Annotated in this window: 18 protein-coding genes; 10 read left to right on the top strand and 8 right to left on the bottom strand. The window is 68.3% G+C overall.

The window, feature by feature from the left end; translation table 11 throughout:
- Positions 1–84 precede the first annotated feature (84 nt).
- From NRB20_RS26190 to NRB20_RS26200, 3 genes are all read left to right on the top strand, one after another.
- The gene (locus tag NRB20_RS26190; RefSeq protein ID WP_319945410.1) at positions 85–1,389 is read left to right on the top strand and encodes a sensor histidine kinase; all 1,305 of its coding nucleotides are present in this window, start codon (positions 85–87) and stop codon (positions 1,387–1,389) included.
- Entirely contained in the window at positions 1,386–2,045 is a 660-nt protein-coding gene (locus NRB20_RS26195; RefSeq protein WP_153413539.1) for a response regulator, read from the top strand. Before NRB20_RS26190 ends, NRB20_RS26195 begins: the two co-directional genes overlap by 4 nt.
- A 234-nt stretch (positions 2,046–2,279) precedes the next feature.
- Positions 2,280–3,128, top strand: a complete 849-nt coding sequence (locus tag NRB20_RS26200; RefSeq protein ID WP_194290011.1) for a lysophospholipid acyltransferase family protein — start codon at positions 2,280–2,282, stop codon at positions 3,126–3,128.
- 43 nt (positions 3,129–3,171) lie between these two features.
- Here NRB20_RS26200 and NRB20_RS26205 read toward each other — a convergent pair whose 3' ends face one another.
- Genes NRB20_RS26205 through NRB20_RS26215 form a run of 3 tightly spaced genes read right to left on the bottom strand, consistent with a single transcriptional unit; the run spans position 3,172 to position 5,298 of the window.
- Positions 3,172–3,924 carry an SDR family oxidoreductase gene (locus NRB20_RS26205; protein WP_319945411.1) on the bottom strand — a complete coding sequence of 251 codons (753 nt, stop codon included), beginning with the start codon at positions 3,922–3,924 and terminating at the stop codon, positions 3,172–3,174.
- Positions 3,925–3,928: 4 nt separating this feature from the next.
- Positions 3,929–4,495, bottom strand: a complete 567-nt coding sequence (locus NRB20_RS26210) for an alpha/beta-hydrolase N-terminal domain-containing protein (RefSeq protein ID WP_153413543.1) — start codon at positions 4,493–4,495, stop codon at positions 3,929–3,931.
- Positions 4,492–5,298, bottom strand: a complete 807-nt coding sequence (locus NRB20_RS26215; protein ID WP_153413545.1) for a hypothetical protein — start codon at positions 5,296–5,298, stop codon at positions 4,492–4,494. Before NRB20_RS26215 ends, NRB20_RS26210 begins: the two co-directional genes overlap by 4 nt.
- 427 nt (positions 5,299–5,725) lie before the next feature.
- On the opposite strand from NRB20_RS26215, the gene NRB20_RS26220 reads away from it, so the two are divergent.
- Entirely contained in the window at positions 5,726–6,451 is a 726-nt protein-coding gene (locus NRB20_RS26220) for a cyclase family protein (RefSeq protein WP_153413547.1), read from the top strand.
- Positions 6,452–6,698: 247 nt separating this feature from the next.
- On the opposite strand, the gene NRB20_RS26225 is transcribed toward NRB20_RS26220, so the two are convergent.
- The gene (locus NRB20_RS26225) at positions 6,699–7,706 is read right to left on the bottom strand and encodes a Gfo/Idh/MocA family protein (protein ID WP_153413549.1); all 1,008 of its coding nucleotides are present in this window, start codon (positions 7,704–7,706) and stop codon (positions 6,699–6,701) included.
- 93 nt (positions 7,707–7,799) lie between these two features.
- Between NRB20_RS26225 and NRB20_RS26230 the strand changes: the two genes are divergently transcribed.
- Both NRB20_RS26230 and NRB20_RS26235 read left to right on the top strand, forming a co-directional pair.
- A complete protein-coding gene (locus NRB20_RS26230; protein WP_319945412.1) occupies positions 7,800–8,237 on the top strand; it encodes a VOC family protein in 438 nt (145 codons plus the stop codon).
- A 666-nt stretch (positions 8,238–8,903) separates the two neighbouring features.
- The gene (locus NRB20_RS26235; protein WP_153413552.1) at positions 8,904–9,359 is read left to right on the top strand and encodes a DUF4440 domain-containing protein; all 456 of its coding nucleotides are present in this window, start codon (positions 8,904–8,906) and stop codon (positions 9,357–9,359) included.
- 113 nt (positions 9,360–9,472) lie between these two features.
- On the opposite strand, the gene NRB20_RS26240 is transcribed toward NRB20_RS26235, so the two are convergent.
- A complete protein-coding gene (locus NRB20_RS26240; protein ID WP_153413554.1) occupies positions 9,473–9,802 on the bottom strand; it encodes a hypothetical protein in 330 nt (109 codons plus the stop codon).
- 299 nt (positions 9,803–10,101) lie between these two features.
- On the opposite strand from NRB20_RS26240, the gene NRB20_RS26245 reads away from it, so the two are divergent.
- Positions 10,102–10,494, top strand: coding sequence for a hypothetical protein (locus tag NRB20_RS26245; protein WP_153413556.1), 393 nt, complete (start codon positions 10,102–10,104; stop codon positions 10,492–10,494).
- A 383-nt stretch (positions 10,495–10,877) separates the two neighbouring features.
- Positions 10,878–11,330 (top strand): hypothetical protein, encoded by a 453-nt coding sequence (locus NRB20_RS26250; RefSeq protein WP_319945413.1) that lies wholly within the window; start codon positions 10,878–10,880, stop codon positions 11,328–11,330.
- Positions 11,331–11,391: 61 nt separating this feature from the next.
- Here the strand turns inward: NRB20_RS26250 and NRB20_RS26255 are convergent, their stop codons facing one another.
- The 3 genes from NRB20_RS26255 to NRB20_RS26265 are packed head-to-tail and all read right to left on the bottom strand — an operon-like array spanning position 11,392 to position 14,413.
- Complete coding sequence (locus tag NRB20_RS26255; RefSeq protein WP_153413558.1) at positions 11,392–12,222, bottom strand: carbohydrate ABC transporter permease; 831 nt, start codon at positions 12,220–12,222, stop codon at positions 11,392–11,394.
- A gap of 2 nt (positions 12,223–12,224) precedes the next feature.
- A complete protein-coding gene (locus NRB20_RS26260) occupies positions 12,225–13,133 on the bottom strand; it encodes a carbohydrate ABC transporter permease (RefSeq protein ID WP_319945414.1) in 909 nt (302 codons plus the stop codon).
- On the bottom strand, positions 13,130–14,413 hold the full coding sequence (locus tag NRB20_RS26265) for an extracellular solute-binding protein (RefSeq protein ID WP_153413560.1): 1,284 nt from the start codon (positions 14,411–14,413) through the stop codon (positions 13,130–13,132). Before NRB20_RS26265 ends, NRB20_RS26260 begins: the two co-directional genes overlap by 4 nt.
- Before the next feature lie 153 nt (positions 14,414–14,566).
- Between NRB20_RS26265 and NRB20_RS26270 the strand changes: the two genes are divergently transcribed.
- Together NRB20_RS26270 and NRB20_RS26275 are read left to right on the top strand one after the other, a co-directional pair.
- Positions 14,567–15,613, top strand: coding sequence for a LacI family DNA-binding transcriptional regulator (locus NRB20_RS26270; protein WP_319945415.1), 1,047 nt, complete (start codon positions 14,567–14,569; stop codon positions 15,611–15,613).
- Entirely contained in the window at positions 15,610–17,925 is a 2,316-nt protein-coding gene (locus NRB20_RS26275; protein WP_153413562.1) for a glycoside hydrolase family 3 N-terminal domain-containing protein, read from the top strand. The genes NRB20_RS26270 and NRB20_RS26275 overlap by 4 nt, the downstream gene beginning before the upstream one ends.
- Positions 17,926–17,954 lie beyond the last annotated feature (29 nt).

Here is a 17,954-nt window from a genome sequence, read left to right on the forward strand (position 1 = left end):
ATCGCGCCCCTGGCCCCCGTGGGGGACCCGATATCCCTCTCGCGCGGGACGATCACGCCGTGGCCTGCGGGTATCGTGCCTGAGGTGGTCAGCGGATCCGGATATCGCCAGCGCGCGCGGCTGCCGCGCCTGTTCGCCTCCGCCCGCGATGTCGGCTCCGCCGAGGGCGGTGACCTGGCCGGGGTGCTGCGCTCGCTGGCCCGCCAATCGATGCTGGTGGCCGTCGCGACCGCCATCCTGGACACCGTCATCCTGGCGCTGTCCGGAATCTTCACCGTCGCACCGGGACCCGCGATCGCGGTCACCGCCGCGATCGCCGCCGCGGACCTCGCGTTCGCCGCCGCACCCCGCACCGCCGGCATCGTGGCCGTCGCGCAGGTGGTGCTGCGCCTGGCCGGGGCGGTGGTCCTGCACGGGCACGGGCTGCCGGTGCGCGTGGGCGACGTCGGATTCCTCATCGCCGGATACCGCGCCGGGGCCTGGCTGTCCGGACGCGCCTCACTGATCATCGTGCCCCTGCTGGGCGCGGGCGCGTGCGGCAGCGCGCTGATCACCCCGCTGCTGGGCTCGGGCGCGTGTCGCAGCGCGATGATCGCCGATGCCCCCGACTGCTCGGACTGGCGGCGCCTGGCGGTCACCGCGGTCTCGACCGGGGTGCTGCCGTGGCTGGTCGGGCGCTACACCACCGCGCGCGGCGCCTACATCGCCGAACTCGAACAGCGCGAACGCCTCCGGCAACAGGAACAACGCGCCGCCCTGGACCGCGCCCTGTCCGACGAACGCGAGGCCATCGCCCGCGACCTGCACGACGTGATCTCCCACCACGTCAGCGCCATCGGCATCCACGCCGGAGCCGCCCGCATGGCCCTGACCACCGGCCCGCCACCGCACGAGGAGGCCGCGACCAGATCCCTGGCGGCGGTGGAGGCCAGCAGCCGCGCGGCCATGGTCGACCTGCGCCGCCAACTCGATCTGCTGCACGGCCGCGACGAAGCCGGACGACGGCAACCCGGACTCGCCGACATCGAGGAACTCGCCACCCACGTCCGCGACACCGGCCTGGACCTGACCCTGCACACCACCGGCCCGGGCACCCCGCTGCCCGAATCCCTGGACGTCACCGTCTACCGGATCGTGCAGGAGATGCTCACCAACGCGCTGCGCCACGGCGACGGCCGCGCCGAACTCACCGTGCGCGAACACCACGACCGGGTCCTGATCACCGAAACCAATCCCCTTGCCGCACAACCCGATACCACCCACTCGCTGCACCGCGGCCTGGACGGGATCCGCCGCCGCGCCGAATTGTTCGGCGGCACCGTCGATTACGGTGTCGAGCGCGAGAACCGTTGGCGCATCACGGTTTCGCTACCGCTGGGAGGCACATGAACGACCCGATCCGCGTCCTGATCGCCGACGACCACGCGATGTTCCGCTCCGGGCTGCGCGCGGTCGTGCAGGCGCATCCCGAGACCGAATGCGTCGCCGACGTCGGCGACGGACGTTCCGCGGTCGCCGAGGTCGCCCGGCTGCGCCCCGACGTGGCGATCCTGGACGTGCGCATGCCCAAACTCGACGGCCTGGCCGCCACCGAGGCCATCGTCGCCGCGGGCGGCACCCGCGTACTGGTGCTGACCACCTACGACAGCGAGGCGAGCCTGGCGCGCGCGTTGCGGGCCGGGGCCAGCGGATTCCTGCTCAAGACACTGCCACCGGAGGAACTGATCGCCGCGGTGCGCATCGCCGCGCGCGGGGACGCGGTCATCGACCCGTCCATGACCCGGCGGCTGGCCGGACAGTTCGCCGGAACGCTCACCGCTCACACCGAACCACCCGAGGTCGCCACCCTCACCGCCCGCGAGAAACAGGTGCTGTTGCTGCTGGCCGACGCCCGCAGCAACAGCGAGATCGCCGCGGCACTGCACGTCGGGGAGGAGACGGTCAAAACGCACGTCTCCCGGGTGCTGGCCAAACTCGGTGTGCGCGACCGGATCCACGCCGTGGTGTACGCCCACCAGCACCGATTGGTGTGCCCGGAACGCTGAGCCGCAGGTGGGCAGGGCTGTAGTGGGATAGCGCACATTCGCCACCAAGCAAGTGCTTGGCTGCTACCGTCGCGGGTGCAGGAGGACGGCCGCGGGGATCGACGACGATCACGCGCGCGGCGAACCGGACCGCGGATCTTCGCGGCCCATCAGGGACTATCAACGGGGATGTGACCGAGGGCAGCCATGCCCGGCGGCCGTTCTGTCCTGCCGACCCGACAGACAGGAAGGCCCATGCACATCCCCACCACACTCCCGGACCCCGACCACCCGCTGATCCCCGTCGCGCGGGCATACGCCCGGTACTTCACCCCGAGTGTCACCGGGCTCGAACACCTGCCCACCTCGGGACCGGCCCTGATCATCGGCAACCACTCCTCGATCTACTGGGCCCCGGAAGTGTGGATCACCTTCCTGACCATGCTCGACCACCGCCGCGACGAACCCAGTTTCGGTGTCGCGCACGACATCCTGCTGCGCACCCCGATACTCGGGGACAACCTGCGCGCCATCGGCGTACTGCCCGCCTGCCGGGAAGCGGCCACCACCGCGGTCAAGGACGGCGGCGCGGTCCTGGTCTACCCCGGCGGGGACTGGGAGGCGTGCCGCCCGTGGACCGAACGCGGCAGGGTCGACTTCGCCGGACGCCGCGGCTTCATCCGCCTGGCCCTGGAACTGGGCATCCCGGTCATCCCCGCGGTCGCCAACGGCGGCCACGACGCGATCTTCGTCCTGAGCCGCGGCGAACGCACCGCACGCCTGCTCGGACTCGACAAACTGTTGCGCGCCAAGGTCTTTCCCTACACCCTCGGGGTCCCCTTCGGCCTGGCCCCGGTCCTGCCGCAACTGCCGCTCCCGGCCTCGGTGCAGGTCAGCTTCCTGCCGCCGCTGCACTGGTCCACCGAACCCGGCGACCACACCGACCCCGCGACCGTCGACCGCTGCTACGAACACACCCTGGCGGTCATGCAGGCCGAACTCGACCGGCTGCGCGAGCGCATGCCCGATCCGGTCACCACCGGGGTGCGCACGCACCTCGCCGGGCTGCCGGGGCCGCTGTCCGCGTTGGCCGGGCTGCTCTGAACGTTGCTTGCTCGGCTTCGCTCCTCGGCTGAGCGGGCAGGGCTCAGCCGCGTCCGAGATACGGCATCGCGGTGGCCATCACCGTCAGGAACGGCACCGAGGTGTTCAGCGGGAGATCGATCGTCTGCACGATCAACCGGGCCACCTCGGCCGCGTCGATCGTCGGCTCGGGCCGCACGCTGCCATCGGCCTGCAGAGCACCCGCGGCGATCCCCGCGGTCAACTCGGTGGCCGCGTTACCGATATCGATCTGACCCACCGCGATATCGTGCGCCCGGCCCTCGAGCGCCAACGCCTTGGTCAGACCCGTGACCGCGTGCTTGCTCGCGGTGTAGGCCACCGCGTACGGGCGCGGCACATGCGCGGAGATCGAACCGTTGTTGATGATCCGCCCGCCACCGGGATCCTGCCGCCGCATCAGCGCGAACGCCGCCTGCGCGCACAGGAACGACCCGGTCAGATTCGTATCGATCACCTGCCGCCACTGCTCGTCCCGGACCTGCTCCACCGGCAGCACCGGCCCGAACACCCCGGCATTGTTGAACAGCACGTCCAGCCGCGACCACCGCCGTTCGATGTGCTCGAACAACGCCCGCACCGACTCGGCATCGGTCACATCGGCGACCACGGCCTCCACCGGCCCGGGACCCGGTGCGGCGGACACGGTTTCAGCCAACCTCGCGGCCGTGCGCCCCGCGGCCACGACCCGATGTCCCGCCGCGCTCGCCGCGAAACCCACCGCCCGGCCCAGACCGCTCCCGGCACCGGTCACCAACACGACCTTCGGCTCACCCACCGGACTACCTCACCGCTCGCCCCGACACCGCGGGTTCGGGCTCGGCCTGCTCGTCATCACCGTCCCCCTCGCGCGCCGGAGCCGCTTCCGGCAGCGCCGGAGACGGCAACTGCGCGGGCAACTGCCCACCGCCGCCGCTGGCCTTGCGCACGACCCACCGCAGCCCCCGCGACAACCCCACCAGAATCGCCCCCAGCACCGCGGTACCCACCGCCGCGCGCAACCAGTACTCCGGGCCGACCGGAGCCATCCCCATATCCGCGCGCAAACCACTCTGCCAATGCGACGCGTTCACCGTCGCCGCGATCACCGCGAACCCGCACACCAGCCACACCGGCACCCGATGCTGACCCCAGCGGGCCTCCACATCGATACCGCGCCCCCGCAACACGATCCGCCCGAGCCCCGCGATCCCGATCGCGACCGCAGCCAGCACACCGGTCAGCACCGCCTGCGTCGCCGAGGTCCGGGGCAACACCTCCGGCAGCAACGACACCACCGCGGCGATCGTCACCGCCACCACGGTCCCCACCCGGGGACGCAGCCGCCGCAACACCGGCAACGCCCTCATCGCGCAACCCTCCGGCTCCAGCGCCGATATCCGATCCCCGCACCCGCCAGCACCACCAGCGCACCGATCACCGCCGACACCGCCGGACCACCCATCCGCCAGAGCTGATGATCGAAACTCTTACCCGACAACTGGGTACCGAACAGATACTCCGGCTCGGGCGTCGCGTAATTCTGACGCCGGGAATTCAGATCCACCCCGGTCGTGGCGACAGTCGCCATCAACTCGCACCCCGTCTCGGACATACTGTCCGCCCGCGCCGCGCACGCGGCGTGAATACGCTGCTGGAACACCGCGTCGATGGCCTGGCGGCCCCACGCCCCCAACGGCTGATGCCGCCGCTCGGCATAACGCAACACGTCATACCCCAGATCATGGGCACGGCACGCGGACTTGAACTCCGCGGGCAACTGGATCGGCGAGGAGCACGCCCCACCCGGATCCACCAGCAGATGATTCTCCACCACCGGCGTGTACCCCGCTCCGGCCGCGAAATCCGCGGGCAACCGCACATCCCACGGATGCGCGCCGATCAGATCGGTCACCGCCGCGCGCGCGGCCCGATTCTCCGAACCCGGATTGTTCACCGACGCCGACGCGTGCATCGCCGGCGCGAAAGCCAGGGTGATCGTGGCGGTGAGCAACGCCATCACCATCGAGCCCAGCACCTGACGCACATCGCGCGAACGCACCCGCCGTAGCGACAGATATCTGCGCGCGGCACCCACACCTCCCCGGGTGGGCGGGGCGGCGGCAGTCGCGTCCGGTGGGACGCCCGGTCGGGCCGGTGTTACATCACTCACGGTGTCCGAAGGTATGCGATGGGCGCGCGGATGGGTAGTCGGGCCCGATTCCCGCACCCGTAATCGCGACAAATACCACGTCAACGTATTCCCAACCGGTGCGGCTTCACACACGGTGTGCGAAAGATCCGGCACATCGCCCTCATCAATTCCATGCTGCGCCAGCCATTTCGACCGTCGCGCCACCGGCCACGTCGGCGTACGCTTTCTCGCCCGGCACAGCTGACGCTCTGCACAGCACACACCGTCTGATCCGGCCGCCGGATGGTCCCCGGCACGACACCCGGCGAAATACCTCAACCGACGCGCTCGGCGCAAACCCCGGAACGCTTCCCGACATCGGCCGGAGCCGTTCGGCGCGGTGATACGCGATGATGACCGCCGAAAGATCCCCGACCGCGGTGTCCGCACCCGAAAGGCAGGCGATATGGGCTCGGTGCACAACCTGTCGCACCCACTGTCGACCACGACGATCTCGGTGTTCCCCGGCGATCCACCACCCCGCCTGGACACCGTGTGCACCCTGTCCGAGGACGGCTACTACCTGCGCACGGTCACCGTCGGCGAACACACCGGCACCCATTGGGGAGCCCCCGCGCACTTCACCGCCGGCGCCGCGGCCGCGCACGAACTCCTCCCCGAGGATTTCGTCCTGCCCGGAGTCACACTCGACATCGCCGACCGCGCCGCACTCGATCACGACTACGCGGTCACCGTCACCGACCTGCTCACCTGGCAGGACCGGCACGGCCCCTTCCCGCCCGAAGCCGCGGTCCTGCTGCACACCGGATGGGACGCCCGCTGGGGCACGGACGATTTCGCCAACCACGGCCCCGACGGCCACATGCACCACCCCGGCTTCTCCACCGACGCGGTGCACTGGCTCCTCGAACACGGCGTCCTCGCGCACCGAGGCGCGCTGGGCACCGACACGTTCAGCCCCGACATCGGCGCCGACGACACCTTCGCGGTCTCCAAACTCCTCTACCGTGAACACCGCCTCAGCCTCGAAATCCTCACTGCCCTCGGCGATCTCCCACCACGCGATTTCACCGTCGTGGTCGGCGGATTCGTCAGCGAACACGGCTCGGGCTCACCGGCGAGCATCTACGCGCTCGTACCCGATCCCGAACGGGGGGACCGTTCATACTGACGGCATGCTTCGCCACGGGGCCGACCATCCCTCACCAGCACCGGCAGAGGCCCCGAAAACGCCACGGCGGCAGCCGTTTTCAAGGTGTGTTCCGACTGAGCCCGCGCGGCCGCCCCGGCCTCTGCGGACGGTTTGTTGGTCGATACGTCATCGTCGAGACGAATGTTCCTGTTGCCGAACGGCTTTCATGCGCCTCTTCGAAGAGCTCGGCCGACCGGTTCGAAAGCCCATCGTATGGAGCAGGGATTCAGCGGCCGGGGAACGTGAGACCGATCTGTCGGCGAGCAGCGTCCAGAGTGCGCATCACCGCGACCGATTCGTCCAGTGACATGACGTCACTTTCCAGATGCCCGGCCCGCAACCGTTCGTGTACGTGCAGAACCTGATGGTGCAGTCCGCCACCAGCGGCCTCGTCGCCCTCGCCGTCACGGGCGGCGGGCAAACTCAGGCGTTCGGTGACACCTCGCGACCACACGACGAGTTCATCCGGACAGTACATGGGCGCAGGCAATTCGATATGCCCGTCCGAGCCGGTGATGCGGCCGGTACAGGCCAGCACCGACCGTATCGACGACTTGCCGATCGCGATCGCGCCACTGTCGTAACCGCTCAGGACCGCGACCTGTTCATCCACGCCGGCCGGGCCGATCCTGCCCGACGCGGTGACCCGGTCCGGCTCACCGAGCACCATGCTCGCCAGCGAGATCGGATACACCCCCAGGTCCAGCAGGGAGCCGCCGCCCAGCGTGGGATCGAACAGCCGGTGCGCGGGATCCGGTGGGGCAACGAAGCCGAAGTCCGCCTCGACGCACAGCACCGTCCCGATGGCACCGGCACCGATCAACTCGCGGAGCGTGACATACGCGGGCAGGAAGCGACTCCACATCGCCTCCATCAGAAATCGATTGTTCCGCCGGGCCGCGGCCACCATCTCCGCGGCCTGTGCGGCATCCAGCGCGAATGGCTTCTCGCACAGCACGTTTCGCCCGGCGTTCAACAGCAGCAACGTGTTCTGGTGATGCTCGGAATGCGGCGTCGCCACGTAGACGACGTCGATGTCGTCATCGGCCGCCAACTTCTCGTAGGCCGGGTAGCACCGGGCGGCCGCGACGCCGTGCTCGGCACCGAACGCCTCGGCATTCTTGCGGCTCCGGGAGGCGACCGCGACCAACCGCGCGTCCGGCACGCGGGTCAGCGCGGCAGCGAATGCCCGTGCGATGGTGCCGGTTCCGACGATGCCCCAACGAAATGACATGAGATCTCCGAGTTCGTATCCGGCCCTACGAGCAGTCTTTCCGCGCGCATGGCCGCGGCTGTGTCCATCATCGTGCAGCCTTCAGGACAGCCCGTGCACCAGAGTGCGGATGGTTCCGGCCACGACGGTGTCGACCGATCGGTCGCCGACCTCACCGCGCAGCAGCACTGGTACGCCCACGCACTCGGATTCACCGAGGTGATCGAGCAATTCGAGATCGCGGAACCTCCCGTCCGCACCGTGATACTCCAAGCCGCCGACGGCACGCGAATCGAACTGATCGAACGTGCCGGATCAACGCGCACAACAACTTTCGGCGACCCGCTGGACACCCTCCGCGGCCAGGGCTGCGGACACTGGGCGCTGGAAGTCGACGACCTGAACACCACCTACACCCGACTCACCGACAACGGAGCCGAAGCCATCTGGCCACCGGCCGACGCGGTCCACCCCGGAGCCCGGTTCGCCTACGTCAAGGACCCCGAAGGAAACCTCATCGAACTGATCCAGCCCGCCCCACAGCACTCATAGCCCCGCTCACGCGGCGGCCTTCCCTTGCGCCACAAAGCCTTTCGACCACATTCAGCGGCTTCACATCCTTGAACACAACGTAAGGGCGGACCCAGCCGACGCTGAGACCGCCCTTACGTGTACCACCTGCGTCCGCAGAGGCACTCGGTCACCACCCCGCGGCCCGCAGCAAGGTCATGCGACAGTCGGCTCGACGACCAGTCGAGCGTCCACGCCGACCTGCGCAATATGCCGCAGAGCGACTTGCAGTCGCGATCCGAAAGACGTGAACGCGCCACGCCGAGAACCCTTCCCCGGTTCGCCCCACACCCTTGCCCTGGTGAACCGCCCGCCCCGAAGACTCACCAGTTTGAACGCCCCTCCCCCAGGCCCGCGTCGGCTCCCCAGCGGATCGCCGGTTTGGGTGGGACCGTGTGCCGAACCGGAATTCGCCGCTGAGATAGGCGAACTCGCCACCCCCAGTGAACTGTTCGAACTCGTTGCGCACTGCGCGACGGCGACAAGAACGACGGCGATCGGGATCGCGACGACTGCGGCGATCCCGCCGACCTTCGCCCGATCCGTGAGCGGTGTCGTCATGCGGATGCGGCTTCGCTCGCAGCGAACTTGACCTCAACGTTGGTTGAGATTGCAGGCTGTGGTCAGTACCGAAAAACGGAGGCACACATGGATACTCGACCGACACTGAACGACCCGACCGCCGACGCGACCACGCAGGCCGTGGCCGCCGGTCTCGCCGCCGAATTACAGAAGGCCGGCGAGACCACCGACGCCGACCGCTACGACAACTCCTTCGCCGCGGACGTGTTGTGGGGCACGCCCTTCGGCGCACTGGTCATCGGCCACAGCCAGCTCAACGCCATCCACCGCCGAATGATGCGACCGGGCAAGCTCGTCGCACCGGCCTCCCGTTTCGAGGTCGTCGTCGCGACCAGCCCCGCCCCGGGCGTGATCGTCACCCAGATCCGCAGACAGGCCCTCGATCCCGACGCCTTCTCCGAGGTCGCACTGTATGTATTGGTCGAGCGCGATGGAAACTGGTGGCTCGCCGCAGCGCAGAACACTCCGATCGACGAATCGAAATCATTCCTGACGCGCAGAAACCCGGACACTGCCTCCTGACCCGAAGTCTCGGTGATCCCGCCGGGTGGCGTCGATCGCCGTCGCCGGCATGGATCTGTACCGATCGCTACCACTTCCTGGCACCGAGAGCGTCATCGGCGGCACCCGAACTGTCACCGGTTCGCGTACTGGCGCAGCAGTGCCAGTACGCGTGCGGGGTCGTCGGGAGAGAAGACCGGCCGTACGAACTTGCCGAGATCGAGAATTATGGCGGTGTCCTTCCTGGGGCGGTGCAGGTCCAGCGGTGCCCAGTGGCGTAGGTCCCCGCTGCCCCACAGCCGGCCTTTGCCGGTCCACGCTCCCATCACATGGTCTTCGGCCTTCTGAATATCCGTGTACGGGATACGCTTGCTGCCCGCCCAGGGAAAGTAGTACCGGCGCAGCGTGATGCCCTCTTGATCGAGCTCAACCAGGCCGTCGTCATACAACACGGTGTGAGTCATACCGACAGTATGTCCTTCTCGTCGAGTCCCGTGAGAGGCATGCAGATCCGATTCCCACTGGCCCACCGGGTTCAGTCGGTCGAGTGCTGAAACGAATCCGGCCCGACACCGATTGAACGGTGTGAAAGGAGACGCTCATGCAGGGTGGGAGTATTCGAGTTTGGGGTGTGATCGCGGTGGGGCTGGTCGCGGTGTCGGGGTGTAGTTCGATGCCGGTGTCCTCGAGGACGACGACCAGCACCCTGCCCACGACAACCAGCATCCCGTCCACGACGGCGGGCTCCGGACCGCCGGCGGCGGTGACCACCAGCGCGGACGATCAGTCAGCACCCATCACACAGACCCCGCCAGCGCCCGCACAGAAAGAGAGCACCACGCCGACCACGTCGGCGGACACATCTGCCGCCAGCGGACCGGCGGACGGCTGTCCTGTGGGGAAGAACGTGCTGGGGCAAGCCTTGCGCAACAGCGTGTACGAATCGCGCCTCTACCAACCGATCGAACTCGAGGATCAGATCGGTTGCGCGGGCGGCTGGGCCATGGCCCACAACGGAACGCACGGCGGCACCCGGGAGCGCACCAAGATTCTCTACCACTACACCAACAACACATGGGAGGCCGTCGCGATCGGCACCGGGCAAATATGCACCGGTGTTCCCACTCAGGTCGCAAACCAGATCTGCTATCGGTGACGGCCCGTGGGGTCCAAGTCCGCCGGATCTGGCGACATGCCGCCCACCGCAGTTGGTTTCGCGAGCCGGCACCGCCCAGCGAACGGGTGTCCAGGCACGTGCTTCGAGCACCAGCGGTGAGTGTGTCACCGGCTCGCACGTCGCCTCGGTCCGAATCGCCGGACAGCGTCCGACCCGCGCACGTCGTCGATGGTCGTGCTGCGGCGGCGTCCCCTGAGCTACGGTGGCGTGACCCGCTCCCCCCACCGGGTGGGGCGGGATCGGGCCACCCAAATCGGTGATCGTATCCCTGGGAGTGCGACGGGGCCGTAACAGCGAAGGCCCGAAGCACGACAAAATAGCGGAAAGCGTAGTGCTGGAAGGAATCTCGGAAGGAGACTCTCGTGCGGACGGTTGTCGGTCGGTTGGTGGGTGTCGCGGCGGTGATCGGGGCGGTCGTTGCCGGAGCGGGGGTCGCGGGGGCGGATACCGCCGCCAGTTCGGTGGGGTTCTCCCCCACGGTGACACTGGGGACGCTGATGGGCTCCGATACGGTGACCTGCGGCGGGTACCTGGCGGGCAAGGGGTCGGTGTATCCAGGGCAGACGCCGGGCCCGGTGGCTGTGCTGCTGTCCAGCTATTTCGTGGGGTCGGGGCCACAGTGCTTCATCCAGGGCACGCTGACCTGGCAGAACCTCGACACCGGGGCCACCGGGTCACAGCCGTTCTCGCTGTCCGGATTCGACGGGCCCGGAGCGCCGACGGCGATCTATTTCAATCCGGGCGCCGGACGGGTGAACATCCGGGTGGACACCGCGCACGAGATCGTCGCGGGTAATGCTCAGCTGACAGTCTGAGCCACCGAGTCGGGGGTCTCCGGCACACCCCCGGAAGCCGTGACATAGGGCGCGGGTCCGATTACCGGCCGAATCCGGCGGTGAGCCCGGCGACCAGATAGCGGCGGCCGAGGATGTACAGGGCCAGGACGGGCAGTGTGGACAGTACGACGGCGGCCAGCACCGCGGGGATGTTCACCCGGAACTGCCCCTGGAATGCCCACAGCGCCATGGGCAGGACCCGCTGATCCGAGCTCTGTGTCAGGATCAGCGGGAACAGGAAGCCGTTCCAGACGGTCAGCCCGTCGTACACCGCCACGGTCAGCACGGCCGGGCGGACCAGCGGCAGGACCAGGCTCCACAGGATTCGCCAGTGTCCGGCGCCGTCGACGCGCATCGATTCGAACAGTTCGTTCGGCACGTCGCGCAGGAAGTTGGCCAGGATCACCACCGTCAGCGGGATCGCGAACGCCACCGACGGCAGGATCACCGCGAGCAGCGTGTCGTACAGGTGGATCCGGGTGATCAGGTAATAGACCGGAATGATCGTGGCCTGCAACGGTATTGCCAGCCCCAGCAGGAACGCCCGATAGGTGAGCGCGGCGAACCGGGTCCGGCCGCGCACCACGAAATACGCCGCCATCAGCGATACCGCGACCGTGATGACCACCGTGCCGAGCGTGACCAGCGCGCTGTTGCCGAGGTAGCGCGGAAAGTCGTTGCGCAGCACCAGCACATAGTTGTTCAGGGTCGGATGGATGGGTGCGGACAGCGGATTGGCGTCATAGAATCCGCGCTGCTCGCGCAGGCTGGTCACGACGATGTAGTACACCGGAACCAGCACGATCACCAGCCAGACGAGGCCGGCCAGGCCGCCGGGAATGTTGCTGTGCCGCAATGTCTTCGAGGCCATGGTCACGCACCGTCCAGCTGGCTGCCGCGCGAGAACCGGGCCAGCCGGGCCAGGCCCAGCGACAGGGCCAGGCCCGCGACCACGAGCAGTACCGCCACGGTGCTCGCGCGTCCCATGTCGTTGTTGGAGAAGCCCTGCAGGTACATGTCCAACGCCAGGATCCGGGTCCCGTTGCCCGGTCCGCCGCCGGTGAGCACGAACACCAGGTCGAAGTAGGTCAGCGAGCCCACCAGCATCAGCGTGGACGAGGTCAGGATCGTATAGCGCAGTTGCGGCAGCGTGATGTGGGCGAACTGCCGCACCCGCCCGGCGCCGTCGAGCCGCGCGGCCTCGTACAGCTGCGCCGGGATCTGCCGCACGCCCGCCTGATACAGCAGCGTGTGGAACGGTACGAACTGCCAGCCGATCACGAAGATCACCACGTACAGCGCCAGGTGTGGATCGCCGAGCCAGTCCTGGGACAGCATGCCCAGACCGAACGCCCGGCTCATGCCGAAATTCGGGTCCAGCAGCGCCTTGAAGGCGATCGCGATCGCCGCCGAGGACAGCAGCAGTGGAACGAAATACATCACCCCGAGCATCGACCGGTACCTGCCGCGGCCCGCGATCAGTACCCCGAGCAGCAGCGAGACCGGCGTCTGGAACAGCCAGCTCAGCGCCATCACCTGCACCGACAACCAGATCGCATGGTAGGTGACCGGATCATGCAGTGCGGTAGTCCAATTCGTCAGGCCCGCCCAGCCGGGTGCGGCGACGCCGTCCCATCGCAGCAGGCTCAGCGCGACCACGCCCACCATCGGCAGCAGCGCGAACACGGTGAAGAACGCCAGCGCGGGCACGGCCATGAGCGGGTGCGGGCCGGTCCGTGCGGGTACCCGAGTGCGCGGGGTGACCATGAGCGTCTCCGTCACTTGCCGATGGTGGCATTCATGGTCGTGGAGAACTGTTCCGGCGTGATCTGCCGACCGAACAGCTGATCCAGCGCGGTGAGCAGCGCATCCGCCTGTCCCGGCGAAATCGCCTGGTCCCAGGACAATTGGAAGCTGGGTGCGTGGCTCGCCAGGCCGTACACGAACGAGAGATACCGCGGGTCCTGAGCTTTGGCCACCTTCGCCTCGATGCCCGTGACCGGGGGCACCGAGCCACCGGCGAGCAGGTTCTGGACATACGCGTCGTTCATGTCGCCGTCGCGCAGATACTTGACGGCCGCCTGCTGCTGGGCCTTGCTCGCCGTGGCCGACACCGACCAGAAGTTCGCCGGGTTGCCGACCACGTCGGCGGGGTCGCCCTTGCCGCCGGTAACCGCCGGAAATGTCGTGTACCCCAGCTTGGTCGCGGCGAAATCCGGATCGGCCTGTTTGATCGTCGGGAAGGCCCAGGAGCCCATCAGATACATCGCGGCCTTGCCGGTGTAGAGCAGCGCGGTGTCGGCATTGGAGTCGGTGGCGATGGAATCGAAGCCCTTGACGAATCCGCCCGCGTTCACGAGTTGCTGGATCATCCGGTTCGCCTGCAGCACAGCAGGATCGGACCAGGCGCCGGGCTGCTGTGCGGCGATCGCATCGAACACCGCGGGCCCGCCGATGCGGTCGACGAGGTACTCCTCCCACATCAGCTGCGGCCACTTGCTCTGCCCGCCGAGTGAGAGCGGGGCGATCCCGGCCTGGTTGAACCGCGGCACCAGGGCCATCAATTCGTCCCAGGTCGTGGGCGGTTGCGCGCCGATCCGGTCGAACAGCTCCTTGTTGTAGAACAGCATGACCGGCTGCATGCTGTTGTTCGGTACGGCGTAGGTTTTGCCATCCATGGTGCCGGTCTTGGCAACCGAGGGCAGGAACCGGCCGGTCAGGGCCGGATCCTGCTGTACCAGCGGGGTGAGGTCCATGATCTTGCCCGCATTCACCCAGGATTTCAGCGTTCCGGCCGCGCCCCAGCTGAAGATGAGTGTCGGCGCCTGACCGGACCCGACGGCGGAGCGGATCTTCTGTTTGTATGCGTCGTTGCCGAAGAACTGGCCGTTGATTCCCTGGCTGTCGAACGAACTGCGGAACACCTGCTCGTCGCCGCCGGTCAGGGCCCAGGCGCTGGGTCGGCCGGAGGCCGGGCCCGCGGTGCCGCAGGCCGCGACGAGGGTGAGCAGAACGGTCGCGGCAGTCGCGCGCAAGACGGTGCGTCGAGTGAGCAGCGCCATGATGTCACTTCCCCATTGAAGATTCGAAAACTTTCGAAAGTAAATATCTCGATGGACGGAAGATAGGCCGTGCACCGAGGCCGGTCAAGGGCTGTTTATTCGATGAACCCCGGCGTAAAGTGTGTCGAAAATTTGCGATTTGGGAGGTAACCGGTGGGCGACGTGCCGAGCAGGCAGGTGACATTGGCGACGGTGGCCGACATCGCCGGGGTGTCGCTCGCGACGGTGTCGAAGGTCGTCAACGGTCGCGCGGACGTCGCGAATACCACCCGGGCCCGCGTGGAGGGGGTGCTGCAGGAGTCCGGCTATGTACCGCAGCGCGGGCGGCGCGTGGCCGAGCCCGCCCGCACCATCGACGCCGTGTTCGACTGTCTGGACAGCCCGTACGAGCTCGAGGTCATTCGGGGCGTCACCGAGGCCGCGGCCGAACTGGCGGTGGATGTCGTCGTGAGCCGGGTGCGCGACGCGGACCGGGGCGGCCCCTTGACGCCGCAGGACCAGTGGGCCCAGCGGCTCAAGAGCAACGGCCGCGCCGGGTTGATCGTGGTCACCTCGGAGCTGACGCCGGCACAGGTCGAGGCCTTCGCGCGGGCGGGGTTGTCACTGGTCGTCATCGACCCGCTGAACTCCCCCCGCACCGAGGTCACCAGCGTGGGCGCGACCAACTGGACCGGCGGGGTCGCCGCGGCCGAGCATCTGCTGAGCCTGGGGCACCGCCGGATCGGATTCGTCGGCGGGCCAACGCAATCCGTGCCGGGGCAGGCACGCCTGCACGGTTATCGCGCCGCGCTGGAGGGCGCCGGCGTCGCCTACGATCCGGCGCTCGTACTGCACGGCGGCGCATTCGACTATCCCGCGGGCGTCGAGATGGGCGGGCGGCTGCTGGATCTGGCCGATCCGCCGACGGCCGTTTTCGGCGCCAGCGACACGACCGCGTTGGGTGTCATCGAAGCCGCTCGCCGCCGCGGGCTGCGCGTGCCCGACGACCTGAGTGTCATCGGGTTCGACGACACGGTGCTCGCGCGCCTGGCAACCCCCGCGCTGACCGCGATCCGCCAGCCACTGCGGGATATGGGCCGGGTCGCCGTGCGCACGCTGCTCAAGCTGATCGATCGTGAACCACTGGATTCCCATCATGTCGAACTCGCGACGCAGCTGGTCGTGCGCGACTCGACCGCGGCCGTACAGGGACACCGATGAACGAGCCCGCGAACGAAAAACGGGTACGGCGCTGGCACGACAGCTCTCTGCCGCCGGGAGAGCGCGCGCGGGCGCTGCTGGCGGAGATGACGCTGCCGGAGAAGCTGGCCCAGCTGGGCAGCGCCTGGCCGGGCAGCGCTGAGATCAGCGGCGACGTCGCGCCGATGCAGGACGTCTTCGCCGATGGATCGGCCCGGTCCGATGACGCCTACGAACACGGAACAGGCCATCTGACAAGAGTTTTCGGCACCGGCCCGGTCAGTGCCGGCGCAGGGGTGCAGCGCCTGATCGCGCTGCAACGCGAGATCGTCGAGCGGACCCGGCTGGGTATCCCGGCGTTGGTGCACGAGGAGTGCCTGACCGGGTTCACCACCCTCGGCGCCACCGTATATCCGACCGCGCTGGCCTGGGCCGCCACCTTCGATCCCGCGCTGGTGGAGCGGATGTCGCGGGCGATCGGGGCGGATATGCATGCGGTGGGCGTACATCAGGGACTGGCGCCGGTACTGGACGTCGTGCGGGACTACCGGTGGGGGCGCGTCGAAGAGACCCTCGGTGAAGATCCCTATCTGGCAGGCATTCTCGGCGCTGCCTATGTGCGGGGGCTGCAGGACTCGGGAGTGGTGGCGACACTGAAGCATTTCGCCGGATACTCCGCGTCCCGGGCCGCGCGTAACCATGCGCCCGTATCGATCGGCCCGCGCGAGCTGCGCGATGTCATCCTTCCGCCCTTCGAGATGGCGGTCCGGGAGGGCGGAGCCGGTTCGGTGATGAACGCCTATGTCGACCTGGATGGTGTTCCGGCGGCGGCGAATACGGCGCTGCTCACCGGAATCCTGCGGCAGGAGTGGGGTTTCGAGGGGGTGGTGGTGTCGGACTACTGGGCCATCGCCTTCCTCGAGACGATGCATCGGGTGGCCGACGGCACCGGCGCGGCGGGCGCGATCGCGCTGCGCGCGGGCATCGATGTCGAGTTACCGCAGACCCTGTGCTACGGCGAGGAATTACTGTCACTGGTTCAGGAGGGGAAGGTCTCCGAAGATCTGGTGGATCGCTCGGTGCTGCGGCTGCTGCGGCAGAAGGCCGAACAGGGCCTACTGGACGCGGAGTGGACGCCGCGCGCCGAGCCGGTCGATCTCGATTCGCCGGGCAACCGGGCGATAGCCCGGGATATCGCCGAGCGGTCGGTGGTGCTGCTGGCCAACGATGGCACGTTACCGTTGGCCGCGTCGGCGTCGACCATAGCGGTGGTGGGACCGTGCGCGAACGATCCGCTCGCGCTGATGGGCTGCTATTCCTTTCCGAATCATGTGCTGCCGCGCTATCCCGGCCTCGGAATCGGTGTCGCCGCACCATCTTTCGGCGAGGCGTTGCGAAACGAACTGCCGGGCGCGAGGATCGCGGTTCACCCCGGTTGCCCGATCAGCGACGTCGACCGTTCCGGTTTCGGCCCGGCTGTCGCCGCCGCGCGGGAATCCGATGTGTGCATCGCGGTCGTCGGCGACCGGGCCGGAATGTTCGGCCACGGCACCTCCGGGGAGGGATGTGACGCCGAGGACCTGAATCTGCCCGGCGTGCAGGGGGAACTCGTGCAGGCGCTGCTCGCCACCGGCACACCCGTTGTGCTCGTGGTGATCTCGGGACGTCCGTACGCACTGGGCCGGTACACCGGATCGGCCGCGATGATCCAGGCGTTCATGCCCGGCGAGGAGGGCGGCGGCGCGATCGCCGGGGTCGTGTCGGGGCGGATCACCCCGTCCGGACGGCTGCCGGTGCAGATTCCCCGATCACCCGGATCGGTGACCACATACCTGCAGCCGCCGCTCGGCGGGAACAGCGCGGGCATCAGCAATCTCGATCCGGCCCCGTTGTTCCCGTTCGGCCACGGCATCTCCTATACGACATTCGCCTGTTCGGAGGCGGCGCTGAGTGACTCCGCGATCCCGACCGACGGCACGGTCGACGTCTCGGTGACAGTGCGCAATACGGGTGACCGCGCCGGAGCGGAGACCGTGCAGCTGTACCTGCACCACACCCGAGCCCAGGTCACCAGGCCGGTACGGGAGCTCGCCGGATTCACCCGGGTGACGCTCGGGCCCGGGGACAGTGCGCGGGTGAGCTTCACCCTGCACGCGGACCGCACCGGATTCACCGGTATGGATATGCACCGCATCGTCGAGCCCGGCATCGTCGAGATCTTCGTCGGGCGCTCGGCCACCGACCTGCCGTGCGGCATGGCCGTCGAACTCACCGGCCCGCGGCGGATGATCGGCCACGACCGGATCCTGGTCACACCGGTCCGGATCGACTGACCGCGCTGCGGTGGATTCGCGCGGACCGG

It is taken from the genome of Nocardia macrotermitis (assembly GCF_009604405.1).
GTDB lineage: Bacteria > Actinomycetota > Actinomycetes > Mycobacteriales > Mycobacteriaceae > Nocardia > Nocardia macrotermitis.

Coding starts and splice junctions, on each gene's coding strand:
- NRB20_RS26195 (WP_153413539.1), top strand. CDS start 1,386: ATGAACGACCCGATCCGCGTCCTGATCGCCGACGACCACGCGATGTTC.
- NRB20_RS26200 (WP_194290011.1), top strand. CDS start 2,280: ATGCACATCCCCACCACACTCCCGGACCCCGACCACCCGCTGATCCCC.
- NRB20_RS26210 (WP_153413543.1), bottom strand. CDS start 4,495: ATGAGGGCGTTGCCGGTGTTGCGGCGGCTGCGTCCCCGGGTGGGGACC.
- NRB20_RS26220 (WP_153413547.1), top strand. CDS start 5,726: ATGGGCTCGGTGCACAACCTGTCGCACCCACTGTCGACCACGACGATC.
- NRB20_RS26225 (WP_153413549.1), bottom strand. CDS start 7,706: ATGTCATTTCGTTGGGGCATCGTCGGAACCGGCACCATCGCACGGGCA.
- NRB20_RS26235 (WP_153413552.1), top strand. CDS start 8,904: ATGGATACTCGACCGACACTGAACGACCCGACCGCCGACGCGACCACG.
- NRB20_RS26240 (WP_153413554.1), bottom strand. CDS start 9,802: ATGACTCACACCGTGTTGTATGACGACGGCCTGGTTGAGCTCGATCAA.
- NRB20_RS26255 (WP_153413558.1), bottom strand. CDS start 12,222: ATGGCCTCGAAGACATTGCGGCACAGCAACATTCCCGGCGGCCTGGCC.
- NRB20_RS26265 (WP_153413560.1), bottom strand. CDS start 14,413: ATGGCGCTGCTCACTCGACGCACCGTCTTGCGCGCGACTGCCGCGACC.
- NRB20_RS26275 (WP_153413562.1), top strand. CDS start 15,610: ATGAACGAGCCCGCGAACGAAAAACGGGTACGGCGCTGGCACGACAGC.